At 65.9% G+C, this 14996-nt stretch carries 13 protein-coding genes; 5 read left to right on the top strand and 8 right to left on the bottom strand.

Features of this window, described 5'->3' with window-relative positions:
- Positions 1-3 precede the first annotated feature (3 nt).
- From E7811_RS00335 to E7811_RS00310, 6 genes are all read right to left on the bottom strand, one after another.
- Positions 4-2427 carry a GcvT family protein gene (locus E7811_RS00335; RefSeq protein ID WP_136392626.1) on the bottom strand — a complete coding sequence of 808 codons (2424 nt, stop codon included), beginning with the start codon at positions 2425-2427 and terminating at the stop codon, positions 4-6.
- Positions 2428-2591: 164 nt separating this feature from the next.
- The gene (locus E7811_RS00330; protein WP_136392625.1) at positions 2592-3893 is read right to left on the bottom strand and encodes a branched-chain amino acid ABC transporter permease; all 1302 of its coding nucleotides are present in this window, start codon (positions 3891-3893) and stop codon (positions 2592-2594) included.
- Complete coding sequence (locus E7811_RS00325) at positions 3890-4900, bottom strand: branched-chain amino acid ABC transporter permease (protein WP_136392624.1); 1011 nt, start codon at positions 4898-4900, stop codon at positions 3890-3892. Before E7811_RS00325 ends, E7811_RS00330 begins: the two co-directional genes overlap by 4 nt.
- Before the next feature lie 3 nt (positions 4901-4903).
- Positions 4904-5614, bottom strand: coding sequence for an ABC transporter ATP-binding protein (locus E7811_RS00320; protein WP_136392623.1), 711 nt, complete (start codon positions 5612-5614; stop codon positions 4904-4906).
- A gap of 95 nt (positions 5615-5709) precedes the next feature.
- Complete coding sequence (locus E7811_RS00315) at positions 5710-6501, bottom strand: ABC transporter ATP-binding protein (protein ID WP_136392622.1); 792 nt, start codon at positions 6499-6501, stop codon at positions 5710-5712.
- Positions 6502-6611: 110 nt separating this feature from the next.
- Positions 6612-7796 carry an ABC transporter substrate-binding protein gene (locus E7811_RS00310; RefSeq protein WP_136392621.1) on the bottom strand — a complete coding sequence of 395 codons (1185 nt, stop codon included), beginning with the start codon at positions 7794-7796 and terminating at the stop codon, positions 6612-6614.
- Between the two features lie 304 nt (positions 7797-8100).
- Between E7811_RS00310 and E7811_RS00305 the strand changes: the two genes are divergently transcribed.
- On the top strand, positions 8101-9189 hold the full coding sequence (locus tag E7811_RS00305; protein ID WP_136392620.1) for a PQQ-dependent sugar dehydrogenase: 1089 nt from the start codon (positions 8101-8103) through the stop codon (positions 9187-9189).
- Positions 9190-9269: 80 nt separating this feature from the next.
- Here the strand turns inward: E7811_RS00305 and E7811_RS00300 are convergent, their stop codons facing one another.
- A complete protein-coding gene (locus E7811_RS00300) occupies positions 9270-10289 on the bottom strand; it encodes a GlxA family transcriptional regulator (RefSeq protein WP_136392619.1) in 1020 nt (339 codons plus the stop codon).
- Positions 10290-10444: 155 nt separating this feature from the next.
- Here E7811_RS00300 and E7811_RS00295 point away from each other — a divergent pair, with 155 nt between their 5' ends.
- Positions 10445-11815, top strand: a complete 1371-nt coding sequence (locus E7811_RS00295; protein WP_136392618.1) for a class II 3-deoxy-7-phosphoheptulonate synthase — start codon at positions 10445-10447, stop codon at positions 11813-11815.
- A 163-nt stretch (positions 11816-11978) separates the two neighbouring features.
- On the opposite strand, the gene E7811_RS00290 is transcribed toward E7811_RS00295, so the two are convergent.
- Positions 11979-12725, bottom strand: a complete 747-nt coding sequence (locus E7811_RS00290; RefSeq protein WP_136392617.1) for a PAS domain-containing protein — start codon at positions 12723-12725, stop codon at positions 11979-11981.
- A 210-nt stretch (positions 12726-12935) separates the two neighbouring features.
- Between E7811_RS00290 and E7811_RS00285 the strand changes: the two genes are divergently transcribed.
- Genes E7811_RS00285 through E7811_RS00275 form a run of 3 tightly spaced genes read left to right on the top strand, consistent with a single transcriptional unit; the run spans position 12936 to position 14992 of the window.
- Positions 12936-13829 (top strand): YicC/YloC family endoribonuclease, encoded by an 894-nt coding sequence (locus tag E7811_RS00285; RefSeq protein ID WP_136392616.1) that lies wholly within the window; start codon positions 12936-12938, stop codon positions 13827-13829.
- A gap of 6 nt (positions 13830-13835) precedes the next feature.
- Positions 13836-14477 carry a guanylate kinase gene (gene gmk / locus E7811_RS00280; RefSeq protein WP_136394153.1) on the top strand — a complete coding sequence of 214 codons (642 nt, stop codon included), beginning with the start codon at positions 13836-13838 and terminating at the stop codon, positions 14475-14477.
- Positions 14474-14992, top strand: a complete 519-nt coding sequence (locus E7811_RS00275) for a gamma carbonic anhydrase family protein (protein WP_136392615.1) — start codon at positions 14474-14476, stop codon at positions 14990-14992. The genes gmk and E7811_RS00275 overlap by 4 nt, the downstream gene beginning before the upstream one ends.
- Positions 14993-14996: the final 4 nt, after the last annotated feature.

Genomic DNA, 14996 nt, shown 5'->3' with positions numbered 1-14996 from the left:
CTCTCAGCCGCGCATCCGTGCCCCGTCGCCGTCCCACAGCGGGGCAAGATGCACCGTGGCTTTCCGGCGCTCGCCGAGGATCTCGATCTCGCAGGCAAGGCCGTCGCGCACCCGGTCGGCGGGCAGGAACCCCATCGCCGCGGACTTGCCCGTCCAGTGGCTGAAACCGCCGCTGGTGCAGAAGCCGACGACCGTGCCATCCAGCCAGATCGGTTCCCAGGCCACGACATCCGCATCGGCAGCGTCGACGACGAAAGAGACGAGCCTGCGCTTCGGACCGGCGGCCTTTTCCGCCGTGGCGGCGGCCTTGCCGATCCAGTCGGCCTCCTTGTTCCAGCGGATGAACCGGTCGAGCCCGGTTTCGGCGGGCGTGTAATCGGGGCTGAACTCGCGCCCCCACGAGCCGAACCACTTGTCCAGACGCAGGGACATCATGGCCCGCATGCCGAAGGGGCGCAGGCCCAGATCGGCGCCCTTGGCATTCAGCACGTCCCACAGGTGGCGGACCGAATGGAGGTCGCAGAAGATTTCAAAGCCCAGGTCGGCGGTATAGCTGACACGCTGGACGATGCAGTTGGCCATGCCCACGGTCATCTTCCGCACGTCCATGAAGCGGAACGCCTCGGCCGAGACATCCGAGCGGGTGCAGCGGGCCAGAAGCTCGCGCGCCTTCGGGCCTGCAATGGTGAAGCCCGAGCGGCTGTCGGAAATGTTCTCGACTGTCACGCCGTCCATCGGGTTCTGTTCGAACCAGCGCGAGTGCCATCCCTGCGCGCCATAGCTGGCAGTCAGCTGGAATTCGGTCTCGCTGAGGCAGGATACGGTGAAATCACCGATGATCTTGCCGGAATGCGCCAGCATCGGGGTCAGCGACAGGCGGCCCGGTTTGGGGATCGCGCCGGCCATGATCCGGTCAAGCCAGGCGCGGGCGTTTGGGCCCTTGACCAGGTACTTGCCGAAGTTCTGCAATTCGTTGATGCCGACGCCTTCGCGAACGGCCATGACTTCCTGGCGCGTCGCCTCCCAGGCGTTGGAGCGGCGGAAGGTCGGTTCCTCATAGCGCGGCTCGCCGGGCAGGGCGTGGTAATTCACGACTTCCAGCCCGTATTGCTGGCCCCAGACGGCGTTCATCTTGTCGAACACCTCATACATCGGCGTTGTGCGGAACGGGCGCGCGGCGGGGCGTTCCTCGTTCGGGTAGCTGACCGAAAACCGCATCTGATAGTTCTCGATCACCTTGGGCACGGTATAGCCGGGGCTTGTCCAGTTGCCGAAACGCGCCACGTCAAAGCCGCGCGGGTCGCGTTCGACCTCGCCATGGATCATCCACTGGGCCAGCGACAGGCCCATGCCGCCGCCCTGGCTGAAGCCCGCCATGACCGCGCAGGCCGACCAGTAGTTGCGCAGGCCCGGCACCGGGCCGATCAGCGGGTTGCCGTCGGGCGCAAAGGTGAAGGGGCCGTGGATCACCCGCTTGACGCCGGTGCGTTCCAGAACGGGGAAGCGGCGATACGCGAAATTCACGCTGTCTTCGATCTTGTCGAACTGTTCGTTCAGCAGTTCGTGGCCGAAGTCCCACGGCGTCTGGTCCACGCTCCAGGGTTCGCAGGGCTTTTCGTAGAAACCGATGCAAAGGCCACGGCCTTCCTGGCGCAGATAGCTTTCGCCGCCGGGGTCCATCACATGCGGAAACTCGCGGCCCGATTTCAGGATGTCCATGATTTCGGGGATGTCGTCGGTGACAAGGTATTGGTGGGCCATGGGCAGAAGCGGCAGATAGACGCCCGCCATCGCACCCACCTCGCGCGCCCAGAGGCCTGCCGCGTTGACCAGATGTTCGCAATGGACGGTGCCTTTTTCGGTCACCACCTCCCAGCCCTCGGGCGTCGGGTTGGTTTCCAGCACGCGGTTGTGCAGCACGATCTCGGCCCCGCCCATGCGCGCGGCCTTGGCATAGGCGTGGGTCGTGCCCGAGGGGTCAAGGTGGCCATCGAGCGGATCGTAGAGCGCGCCGATGATCCCTTCGAGATTGACCATGCCCTCGGTCAGCTTGTGGATTTCCTCGGGGCCAAGGATTTCGGTATCCAGCCCCATGTAGCGGTGCTTGGCCCGTTCGGCCTTCAGCATCTCGAACCGCGCCTGATTGTCGGCAAGCGTGATGCCGCCCACATGGTGCAGGCCGCAGGACATGCCGGTGATTTCCTCAAGCTCGCGGTAAAGGCGGATGGTATAGCCCTGAAGCGCCGCCATGTTCGTGTCGCCGTTCAGCGTGTGGAAGCCCCCGGCCGCGTGCCAGGTTGAGCCCGAGGTCAGATCCGACCGTTCGATCAGCATCACGTCCGACCAGCCAAGCTTGGTCAGGTGATAAAGGACGGAACAGCCGACGACACCGCCGCCGATCACGACCACGCGGGTATGGGTTTTCATGGGGGACTCCCTGCATCTGTTTGCGCCAGTAAGCGCCAAGGGGCAGGGGGAGGCCCGCTGGATTGCGACGAAAAATGTCGCAAACCGTTTTCGTCAAAGACAAGTCGGCAAAAGAAAAGGCCAGGGCATGCCCGGCCTTTTTTTGCGTTCCGATAGGCTTGCGTCTATTTTTCGGGGATCAGGCCGCGCGGGCTGAACCGCAGCACCAGAAGCAGCACCACACCCAGCGTCAGAAGGCGCATGTGCTGGGCGCTGTCGATCAGATGCGACTTGAGCCAGCCATCCGCCATGCCCGAGGTGATCAGCCCCATCAGGCCGGGGCCGAGGTCCTCGACGATCAGCCAGAGCCAGCCGATCAGCATGCCGCCCAGAAGCGAGCCCCAGTTGTTGCCCGATCCGCCGACGATCACCATCACCCAGATCAGGAAGGTATAGCGCAAGGGGTTGTAGGTCCCCGGCGTCAGCTGGCCGTCCATCGAGGTCATCATGGCGCCCGCGATCCCGATCACGGCAGACCCTAGGATGAAGATCTGAAGGTGACGGCGTGTCACGTCCTTGCCCATGGCGGCGGCGGACACCTCGTTGTCGCGGATCGCGCGCATCATCCGCCCCCAGGGCGATTTCAGCGCCAGTTCCGACAGAAGGATCACCAGCACGAGCACGGCGGTGAAAAGGCCCGCGTAAAGCAGCTTCACCGTGATTGTCGACCCGGTCACCGGGTTGAAGCCCCAGGAGGCCGCCATGCCAAGGAAGGTTTCGTTCTGCTGCAGCGCGACCTCGTAGGGGACGGGCCACGGGCGGGGCAGGTCGATGATGTTCTTCACCCCGCGCGCCAGCCAGTCCTCGTTCTTCATCACCGCGATGATGATCTCGGCAATCCCCAGCGTGGCGATGGCCAGATAATCCGACCGCAGGCCAAGCGCCGTCTTGCCGATCGCCCAGGCGGCGGCGGCGGCCAGAAGCCCGCCCACAGGCCAGGCGACCAGAGCAGGCAGGCCCAGGCCGCCGATGTTGCCATAGGTGGCGGGGTTGAACGCTTCGACCGCGGCGACGGCCGGGTCAAAGAAATGGCGGAAGACGAAAAGACCCACCAGCAGAACCGCCGCCACCGTCAGCGCCCGTGGCCGCCCCTTTGGCATGCGGTTGTAAAGGAAGATCGCCGTGGCGATGGTGGCCGCGCCAAGGAACAGGCTGAACAGGATCGTCCAGCCGCCCGCAGCCCAGCCTTCGGCCACCGGACGCGCGGAGGTGACGACCACGGCCAGGCCGCCAAGCGCGGTAAAGCCCATCACGCCGGTGTTGAACAGGCCCGCATAGCCCCATTGCATGTTCACCCCCATCGCCATGATCGACGACAGAAGCGCCATGTTCAGGATCGACAGCGCCAGGTTCCAGGACCAGCCGAAGCCGGTCAGCACGAACAGGCCGGCGACACCCGCGAACAGGATGAGATTGCGCGTGTTCATACCGATTTCCCCTTGAACAGGCCGGTGGGCATGAAGAGCAGGACGATGATCAGGATCGCGAAGCTGACGGCGAACTTGTAGTCGGTCGACATCAGCTGCACGAGCCCCTCGGGCGCCATGCTTTCGGGCAGCAGATAGGTGGCCACCTTCTTCCAGGCATAGGTCACCATCACCTCGGAAAAGGCGATGACGAAACCACCCGCGATCGCCCCCAGCGGGCTGCCCAGACCGCCGACGATGGCGGCGGCAAAGATGGGCAGCAGAAGCTGGAAGTAGACGAAGGGCTTGAACGACTTGTCGAGCCCGTAAAGCACACCCGCGATGGTGGCCAGCGCGGCCGCAAGGATCCAGGTGACCTGAACCACGCGGTCGGGGTTGATCCCGGACAAAAGCGCCAGATCCTCGTTGTCGGAATAGGCGCGCATGGATTTGCCGGTGCGGGTCTTTTGCAGGAACCAGAACAGCGCCGCCACCGTGATCACGGCGGTGATGACCGTCACGCCCTGCGTCGTCTTCAGCGCCAGGCCCTCGGCCAGGCCAGTCGCCGTCTTGAACTCGCCCGCAGTGATGATGAAGCGTTCGCCATCGGCGAAATCCTGGTCATCCACGCCGATGATCAGGCGCACGACCCCGTTCATCACGAACATCACGCCCAGGGACACGATCACGAGGATCGTCGGCGCGGCCTTCTTCTGGCGGTAGAAGCGATAGACCACCCGGTCTGTCAGCAGAAGGAAGACGGCGGTCGCGGCGATGCCGAAGGGCAGGGCCAGCAGCGCCGTAGGCAAGGGGCCAAAGCCGATGCCGACCGATTGCATCGCCCAGGTCACGAGGATCGTGACCATGGTACCGAAGGCCATCGTGTCGCCATGGGCGAAGTTGGAAAACCGCAGGATGCCATAGATCAGCGTCACCCCGAGCGCGCCAAGCGCAAGCTGACTGCCATAGGCCAGGCCCGGAATGAACACGAAGTTGAGAAATGCCACGAGGGCGTTCAAGAAATCCATGCCTCAGCCCCCCAGGAAGGAACGGCGGACCTCCGGGTCGGCCATCAGGGCCTTGCCGGTGTCGGTGAAACGGTTCGCGCCCTGCACAAGCACATAGCCCTTGTCGGCGATCTCCAGCGCCTGGCGGGCGTTCTGTTCCACCATCAGGATCGAGATGCCGGTGCGCGCCACCTCGATGATCCGGTCGAACAGTTCGTCCATCACGATGGGGCTGACGCCCGCGGTCGGTTCGTCCAGCATCAGGACCTTCGGCTGCGTCATCAGCGCGCGCCCCACGGCGACCTGCTGGCGCTGGCCGCCCGAAAGCTCGCCCGCCGCCTGAAGGCGCTTCTGCTTGAGGATCGGGAACAGGTCATAGACCTGCGCCAGCGTGTCGGCGCAATCGTCGGTCCGGATGAAGGCGCCCATTTCAAGGTTCTCCTCGACGGTCATCGAGGTGAAGATGTTGTGCGTCTGCGGCACGAACCCCATGCCCTTGCGCACCCGTGCCTGCGGGGACAGGCGGGTGATGTCCTCGCCGTCCAGCTTCACATGCCCGCCGCGCAGGTTCAGCATGCCGAAGACGGCCTTCATCGCGGTCGATTTGCCCGCGCCGTTGGGGCCCACGATCACCGCGATCTCGCCCTTTTCGACGGCGATGGTGCAGCTGTGCAGGATGTCGGCGCCGCCATAGCCGCCGGTCATGTCCTGACCGATCAGGAAAGGTTCAGCCATATGTCACCTCACCGTCGGCGCGCGCGATGGCCGGTTCTTCTGCGAAGAACCGCAGGATCCGAATTTTCGCAGAAAATTCGGCAAGGGGCCACGGATCAGCCATGGGCGGCCTCCTCTTTTACCTTGTTCTTCAGGCCGGTGCCCAGATAGGCCTCGATCACGCGTTCGTCGTTCTTCACCTCGTCCACCGTCCCCTGTGCCAGCACCTTGCCCTCGGCCATGCAGATCACCGGGTCGCAAAGGCGACCGATGAAATCCATGTCATGTTCGATCACGCAGAAGGTGTAGCCGCGTTCCTTGTTCAGCCGGACGATGGCATCGCCGATCGTGTTCAGAAGCGTGCGGTTCACGCCGGCGCCCACCTCGTCCAGAAAGACGATCTTGGCGTCGACCATCATCGTCCGCCCCAGTTCCAGAAGCTTCTTCTGGCCCCCGGAAATCTGGCTGGCCTTCTGGTCGGCAAGATGGGCGATGGTCAGGAATTCCAGCACGTCATGCGCCTTCTTGCGCAGCGCGGCCTCCTGCCGGGCGATGGCGCCGCGCCGGAACCAGGTGTTCCACAGCGTTTCGCCCAACTGGCCCGAGGGCACCATCATCAGGTTTTCCAGGCAGGTCATCGACCCGAACTCATGCGCAATCTGGAAGGTGCGCAACAGCCCCTTGTGAAACAGCTCGTGCGGGGGCAGGCCGGTGATGTCCTCGCCATCCATCAGCACACGGCCCGAGGTGGGCGGCAGGCGGCCTGCGATGACATTGAAAAGCGTGGTCTTTCCTGCGCCGTTCGGGCCGATCAGCCCGGTGATGGAGCCCGTCCTGATCTCGAGCGATGCCCCGTCGACAGCGTGGAAGCCCCCGAAGTGCTTGTGGAGGTTTTCGACGACAATCATTGTGTTTCCCCGTGGCCCCGTCTGTTGCCCGCCGTGCGGTGCAGGGCTGTTCTTTTAAGGCAACGGCCCGGGGTTTGCCCGGGCCGCGCCTTCGTCACGCCGTCAGCCGATCAACGGAACTTGACCGTGCTGATGGTGCCGTCCTTGATCTCGTACTCGCGGTAGTTGCCGGCGCTTTCGCCCGGACCGACGAGTTCCACCGCGGTGGCGCCTTCATAGTCGATGTCCTGGCCTGCCGCGATCAGGTCAAGCGCCTTGCCCAGTTCGCCCGGCATGATGACTTCGCCCGGACCGTTGGCCAGATCCAGAACCTTGCCGGCCCAGTCCTTCGAGTTGGTCGAATTCGCCGCCGCCATCGCCAGCATGATCAGCGCCGCCGCGTCATAGGATTCCGGAGCAAAGGCCGAGGTGCCGTCGAAGCCGGCGGCGGTGGCCATTTCCTGGAACTTGGCCGCGCCATCCGAATCCGTGCCCGGAACCGCGCCGAACGACCCGTTCAGGTCGGCGCCGATCGCTTCGATCAGGCTTTCGCCGTACATGCCGTCCACGAGGTAGAAGGTCGAGAACGCGCCAGTGTCGAGAGCCCCCTGGATCACGCCCTTGCCGCCCTGGTCCACATAGCCCGCGACAACCAGCATCTCGCCGCCGGCCGAGGCCAGCGAGGCGACTTCGGCCGAATAGTCGGCCTTGCCGTCTTCATGCGGTGCCGAGATCGTCACCGAGCCGCCCTTGGCCGCGAAGGCCGCGCCGAAGCTGTCGGCCAGGCCCTTGCCGTAGTCGTTGTTGGTGTAGGTCACGGCGACCGACTTGATGCCCTTCTCGCTCAGGATGTCGGCCATGATCTCGCCCTGACGGGCGTCCGACGGGGCGGTGCGGAAGAACAGGCCGTCATCCTCGGCGGTCGACAGCGCGGGCGAGGTGGCCGAGGGCGAGATCATGCCGATCCCGTTCGGACGCGCCACGTTCTGAAGCACGGCACCAGTCACGCCCGAGCAGTCCGCGCCCATGATCGCCTTCACGCCGTCGGCGGTGACAAGGCGTTCGGCGGCGGCCTGAGCGGCAGCAGCGTCGACGCAGGTGGAGTCACCGCGGACAGCGGTCACGGTCGAACCGCCCATGAACTTGCCCGAATCGTTCACTTCCTTGATCGCCAGTTCGCCGGCCGTACCCATCGCGGGGGTGATCGATTCCAGCGGGCCGGTGAAGCCCAGAAGGATCCCGATCTTCACGTCTTCGGCCGAGGCGGCACCGGCGACAAGTGCGGTTGCGGCGGTGGCCAGCAGCAGTTTTTTCATCTTGTTGAACTCCCATGTCGGAAAAAATCCTGACAGGCAAACTAGAGTGCCGAAATCCAAAAGAAAAGCCATTTGCAGCGTTTTGCGGCGTGGTCTGGGGGGCGGGGGCAAGCCCTTGAAGGTGCCGCAAGGGAAGGCGGGAAAAACGGCAATCGTCTGTGCGGTTTCCCGGAAAATGTCCTGCGGCCTCGGTGTTTCGGGGCGGAACGGCCTGCGGATCGGCGGCGGTTTGCCGGGCGGGTGGAGCGGCGCGCGCCGTGCCCTACATCCTCGAGGAACCGCATCGACAGAGGAGATCCCGCAGATGAGATGGCTGCTGATTCTCGCGCTCGGTCTATGTGCCGGCGCGGCGGCGCAGGCCCGGACGCTGGAGACATCGCTTGGCCCGCTTGGCATCGACCGTATCGCCGACGGGCTGGACGAACCCTGGGGGCTGGCCTTTCTGCCCGACGGGGGCTTTCTTGTCACCGAACGCGACGGGCGGCTTCTGCGGTTTGGCGCCGATGGCGGGCAGGGCAGCCCGGTGCAGGGCTTGCCCGAGGTCGTCGCGCGGGGGCAGGGTGGCCTTCTGGATGTGATGGTGCCGCGCGATTTCCAGACCAGCCGCGAGGTCTGGTTGTCCTTTTCGCAGGCGGGTGCCGGGGGCGCGGGCACAGCACTTGGCATGGGCCGGCTTGCCGAAGGCGGCACGCGGCTGGAAGGTTTCCGCACGGTCTTTGCCGCACGCCCCACGCCCGGCGGGCGGCATTTCGGATCGCGCATCGTCGAGGGCGCGGACGGGCTGATCTATCTGACGATCGGCGACCGCGGAACCGGGCACGAAGGGCTTGAGGCGCAGGACCCGACGGTGCCCGAAGGCAAGGTCATGGCCTTTCGCCGCGATGGCAGCCCTGCCGTGGCGCGCGAGGGCTGGTTGCCCGGCGTGGTCAGCCTTGGCCACCGTAACCCGCAGGGCGCGGCGCTGGACGGGCAGGGGCGGCTCTGGGTCGTCGAACATGGCGCGCAGGGCGGCGACGAACTGAACCTGATCCGGGACGGCGCGAACTATGGCTGGCCGGTGATCTCATACGGCCAGGACTACGGTGGCGGCCGGATCGGAGAGGGCAGCGAAAAGCCGGGGATGGAACAGCCCGCGCATTACTGGGACCCTTCCATCGCGCCTTCGGGTCTGATGATCCATTCCGGCCGGATGTTTCCCGAATGGCAGGGTGACGTCTTCACCGGCAGCCTGAACACCAGCTTCCTGTCCCGGCTCGACCCCGACCGGGGCCATGCCGAGGAACGCATCGAAGGTCCCGAGACCGGCCGGGTGCGCGACGTTCGCGAAGGCCCTGACGGGGCAATCTGGTTTCTTTCGGTGATCGAGGGCGCGGTGTTCCGGCTGTCGCGGTAGCGGCCCCGCAGCAGGGGCCCCGCAGCAGCGCCCCGTCGCCGAGCCCCGTTGCAGAGCCTGGCCCGCAGGTCGCGCGACCTTCAGATCGACAGGCGCAGGTTCGGCACGTTCGCGCCCTGCGTGCCGCGTTCGCGGTAGGGCGTGGTGTTGTAATGGCTGCGGTAGCATTTCGAAAAATGCGACGGGCTGGCAAAGCCGCAGGCCAGGGCCACGTTGATCACGCTCATGTCGGTCTGCATCAGCAGGTTGCGCGCCTTCTGCAGCCGCAGTTCCATGTAGTACCGCTTGGGGCTGCGGTTGAGATAGCGGCGGAACAGGCGTTCCAGCTGTCGGGTGGACATGCCCACCTCCTCGGCCAGATCGGCCGGGGAAAGTGGATCCTCGATATTGGCCTCCATCATCTGGATGACCTGGCTCAACTTGGGGTGACGCACACCGATGCGTGTGGGTATCGACAGCCGCTGCGTGTCCTGGTCGGTGCGGATCGACGAATAGATCAGCTGGTCGGCCACCGTGTTGGCGATGTCCTCGCCGTGGTCCTGGGCGATGATCTTCAGCATCATGTCGATCGACGACGTGCCCCCCGCCGTGGACATCCGGTTGCCGTCGATCACGAAGACGGATTTCGTCAGTTTCACATCCTCGAATTCCTCAAGGAAGCCGTCCTGGTTTTCCCAGTGGATCGTGGCCCGCTTGCCGTCCAGCAGCCCCGCCTTGGCCAGTGCATAGGCCCCGGTGCAGAGCCCGCCGATGGCCACGCCGCGCCGCGCCTCGCGCCGCAGCCACGACAGGATCGCCTTCGTGGTCGCACGCTGCACGTCGATACCGCCGCAGACCAGCACCGTATCCTCGCGGTCGATGTCCTCAAGCCCCATGTCCAGCCGGAAGGCCGCGCCGTTCGAACAGACCGCAACCTCGCCGCCTTCCCCGGCCAGCGACCAGGTGTACAGCTCCTGGCCCGAGATGCGGTTGGCGATGCGCAGCGGTTCGATGGCGCCCGCGAAGGACAGCATGGTGAACCGGTCCAGCAGCAGAAACACGAACCGACGCGGCGCCGTTTGGCGAGGGGCGTTGGTGGCTTTGCGTGGTGCTGTGGACATGACCCTACCCGGCTGCGACGTGATTGCGTCGTTTACTGCACATCGATACAGGTTTTCATGGCACCCACAAGGGGGGCGCTGTGCTTTGCCCCTTTGCCTTTTCCCGGCGCATCGCCTATACCGCGACCGCTATCGCTAACGCAAGGAAACTGCCCATGACCAAGGGATGGACGAAGTCGGACTGGCGCGCCAAACCGCGCATCCAGATGCCCGATTATCCGGATCACGAAGCCCTGACGGCCGTCGAGGCCCAGCTGGCCAAGTATCCCCCGCTGGTCTTTGCCGGCGAGGCCCGCCGCCTGAAGAAACAGCTGGCCGCGGCCGCCGAGGGCCGCGCCTTCCTGCTGCAGGGCGGGGATTGCGCCGAAAGCTTTTCCGAATTCTCGGCCGACAACATCCGGGACACGTTCCGCGTGCTGCTGCAAATGGCTGTGGTGCTGACCTATGGCGCCAAGGTGCCGGTGATCAAGGTGGGCCGCATGGCGGGGCAGTTCGCCAAGCCGCGCTCGGCGCCCACCGAGGTGATCGGCGGCGTGGAATATCCCAGCTATCGCGGCGACATCATCAACGGGTTCGATGCCACGGTCGAGGCGCGCCGCCCCGATCCGCAGCGCATGCTTCAGGCCTATACCCAGGCCGCCGCAAGCCTGAACCTGCTGCGCGCCTTTTCGACAGGTGGTTTCGCTGACATCAACCGTGTTCATTCCTGGACCCTGGGTTTCGCCGAACATGACAAGGCCGAACGCTATCGCGAACTGTCCAACCGGATTTCGGATGCGCTCGATTTCATGGCGGCGGCGGGCGTGACCGCCGATACGGCCAATGAACTGAGCCGGGTCGATTTCTACACCAGCCACGAGGCGCTTTTGCTGGAATACGAAGAGGCGCTGTGCCGGGTCGACTCCATCTCGGGCCAGCCGGTGGCGGGATCGGGCCACATGATCTGGATCGGCGACCGCACGCGGCAGCCGGACGGGGCGCATGTGGAATTCTGCCGGGGCGTCCTGAACCCGATCGGGCTGAAATGCGGGCCGACCACCACCGCGGACGACCTCAAGGTGCTGATGGCCAAGCTGAACCCGGAAAACGAACCGGGGCGGCTGACGCTGATTGCGCGGTTCGGCGCGGGCAAGGTGGGCGAACACCTGCCGCGTCTGGTGAAGGCGGTGCGCGAGGAAGGCGCCAATGTCGTCTGGTCCTGCGACCCGATGCATGGGAACACGATCAAGTCTTCCTCGGGCTACAAGACGCGCCCCTTCGACAGCGTGCTGCGCGAGGTGCGCGAATTCTTCGCCATCCACAAGGCCGAAGGCACGGTGCCCGGCGGCGTGCATTTCGAGATGACCGGCAAGGATGTGACCGAATGCACCGGCGGCCTGCGTGCCGTGACGGACGAGGACCTGTCCGACCGCTATCACACCGCCTGCGACCCGCGGCTGAACGCCAGCCAGTCGCTGGAACTTGCATTCCTGGTGGCCGAGGAACTGACCCAGTTGCGCGACGGGGCGCGGCGTATCGCCCTTTGACAAGCCCTGTAATCGGGGTTGCGGATTTCGCAGGGACGCGGGCGGCTTTCGGGCCGCCCGTTTTCGTTGCGCGACGTCTTTGGGCCCGGCAGGGCGCAGGAACACCGGCGCAGGAACACCGGCGCAGGAACAACGGCGCGGGATCACCCGCCGCCCCCGGCGATCACAGCAGGGGGGCAGACCCTTTGGCGTCATGCACAAGCCGCAAGCTGGCGCGCGGGCGTTCGCCCGACAGCGCGGCGCGCGCCTCGGCAAAGCCCTGCCGCGCCGCCGGCAGTTGCGCCCATCCGGGGGCTGGGGTCGCGATCGCCTCTACCGTCTGCGCGGCAATCGTGAAGCGGAACGGCGACCGCCCGATCTGCCCCGCCAGCCCGATGGCACCCAACGCAAGGCTGACGCCGCCCCGGTCATCCTCGACCGGCAGGACAAGCATCCGGGCCGTCAGGTCGTGACGGCCAAGGCCATGCCCGCTGTCCAGCCGCAGCGTCAGCGCGGCCGGGCGGGCAAAGACATCGTCCAGCCCTTCCGCCAGCCGGGCACGCGACGGTGGATCGAACAGGGCCGAGAACGGCATGCCGCGCACGTCCATCCCCATCAGGTCGACCAATTGCATCCCGGCCAGCCGGATGCGGGCCAGACCCGGCGCGATCCGGTCAAGAAGGAAGACCGAGTCCAGAGCGCCTTCCATTCCGCGGGGGTCGATCGCGTGGCGCAGCGGCAGGCCCGTGGCACCGCGCGCACCGGGCTTGGCATCGCTGCGCAACGCCTCCCAATAGGCGCGGACCTCGCTCAGCGGCGCCAGGCGTTCGGCGGCCCGTTCCTGCGCGGCCCGTTCCTGCGCGGCCCGTTCCTGCACAGCCTGTCCTGCGTGCCCGGTGGCCCGTAACCAGCCGGGAAACGGAATGATCATGGTGACGCCCCTTTCCACAAACCCGCGGCCTCGCCGCTGCCGTGCCGGGCATGGAACCGGGCAGCGGGGTGAGCGAAGACAGAATTGTTACTGCAGCCTTAATATACGCCCTTTGGATTGAATTTGGCGCGGATTCTATGAAAAGGGTAAACGAACCACGCGCCGGAACGGGCGCCACGGGGGCCATCGCCCCCGCAGCAGGAGATCACGATGACACAGTCCATGACGGGTTTTGCCGCGCGCAAGGGGCAGGGCGAGGGGCACGCCTGGGTCTGGGACATCCGGTCGGTCAACGGCAAGGGGCTGGACCTGCGGCTGCGCCTGCCCGACTGGATCGAGGGGCTTGAGGCCGCGATCCGGGCCGAGCTTCAGAAGGCGCTGAACCGCGGCAACGTCAGCCTGACCCTGAAGGTCGCCCGCGATGCCGGCGGGGCCGAGGCGCTGCGGCTGAACGGTGCGGCGCTGCATGCGGCGCTTCTGGCGCTGCGCGAGGTGCAGGTCGCGGCCGAGGCCGCGGGCGTGGCCCACTCTGCCCCCAGCCCGGCCGAGATCCTGTCGCTGCGCGGGGTGCTGGAGACCGGCGGCGCGGACGAGGATGCCGCACCCCTGCGGGCGGCGCTTCTGGCCGACCTGGCCCCGCTTCTGGCCGATTTCACCGCGATGCGGGCCGCCGAAGGCGCCGCTCTCAACCGGGTGATCGGGGCGCAGCTTGACCAGATCGCGGCGCTGAGGGACGAGGCCACCCGCGCCGCCGCTGCCCGTGCCGATCAGGCGGCGCAGGCCCTGCGGGATAATCTGGCGCGTGTGCTGGCCAATGCCGAAGGGATCGACGAAACCCGGCTGGCCCAGGAACTGGCGCTGATCGCGGTGAAGAACGACATCACCGAGGAACTCGACAGGCTGGCCGCCCATGTCGACGCCGCCCGTGCGCTCTTGCGTGAAAAGGGTCCCGTGGGCCGCAAGTTCGATTTCCTGATGCAGGAATTCATGCGCGAGGCGAATACGCTTTGTTCCAAGGCGCAGTCGCTGGACCTTACGCGCATCGGGCTTGACCTCAAGACGGTGATCGACCAGATGCGCGAGCAGGTCCAGAACGTGGAGTAGGCAATGATGGCGGCACCCCGTCGCGGGCTTCTTCTGATTCTCTCGTCGCCCTCGGGCGCGGGGAAATCCACGCTGGCGCGGCGGCTGATGGACTGGGATCCGACGATGCGGTTTTCCGTCTCGGCCACCACGCGCAAACCGCGTCCGGGCGAGGTGGACGGGCAGCATTACTTCTTCCGCACGCGCGAGGAATTCGAATCGATGGTCGCCGCAGGCGAGATGCTGGAACATGCCGAGGTCTTCGGCAATTTCTACGGCAGCCCGCGCGGCCCGGTTGAACAGGCCATGCGCGAAGGGCGCGACACGCTGTTCGACATCGACTGGCAGGGCGGGCAGCAGATCCGCAATTCGGCCCTGGGGCGCGATGTCGTGTCGGTCTTCGTGCTGCCGCCCTCGATCGGCGAGCTGGAACGGCGCCTGCGCGGGCGCGCGCAGGACAGCGACGAGGTGATCGCGGGCCGCATGGCGAAAAGCCAGGCCGAGATCAGCCACTGGGCGGAATACGATTACGTCATCGTCAACGAGGACATCGACCGCGCCTTCACCCAGCTTGTCACGATCCTGGAGGCCGAACGGATGCGCCGGGACCGCCAGCCGGGGCTGGCCGAATTCGTCCGCGGCCTGAACAGGGAGTTCGACGCCAGATGATCTATGCGCTTGATGGAATCGCGCCGCAGGTTGCCCCGGATGCCTGGGTCGCCCCCGATGCCAACCTGATCGGGCGCGTGGTGCTTGAACCGCGCGCCAGCGTCTGGTTCGGCACGACGATCCGGGGCGACAACGAAGAGATTCGGATCGGCGAGGGATCGAACGTGCAGGAAAACTGCGTCCTGCACACCGACATGGGCTATCCGCTGGTGATCGGGCGCGACTGCACCATCGGACATAAAGCGATGCTGCACGGCTGCACGATCGGCGATGGCAGCCTGATCGGAATGGGGGCAACGGTGCTGAACGGGGCGCGTATCGGGCGCGGCTGCCTGATCGGGGCAGGGGCGCTGATCACCGAGGGCAAGGAAATTCCCGACGGCAGTCTGGTGATGGGTGCGCCGGGCCGGGTGGTGCGGATGCTGGATGCCGAGGCGCAGGCCCGGCTGATCCGCTCCGCCACCGGCTATCAGGCCAACGCGCGCCGGTTCCGCACGGGCCTGCAACCGCTCTGATCCC

This window comes from Aliigemmobacter aestuarii, assembly GCF_004799285.1.
Lineage (GTDB): Bacteria > Pseudomonadota > Alphaproteobacteria > Rhodobacterales > Rhodobacteraceae > Aliigemmobacter > Aliigemmobacter aestuarii.
The sequence above is the reverse complement of the archived record's forward strand: the minus strand, read 5'-3'. Positions and strand labels throughout refer to the sequence as shown.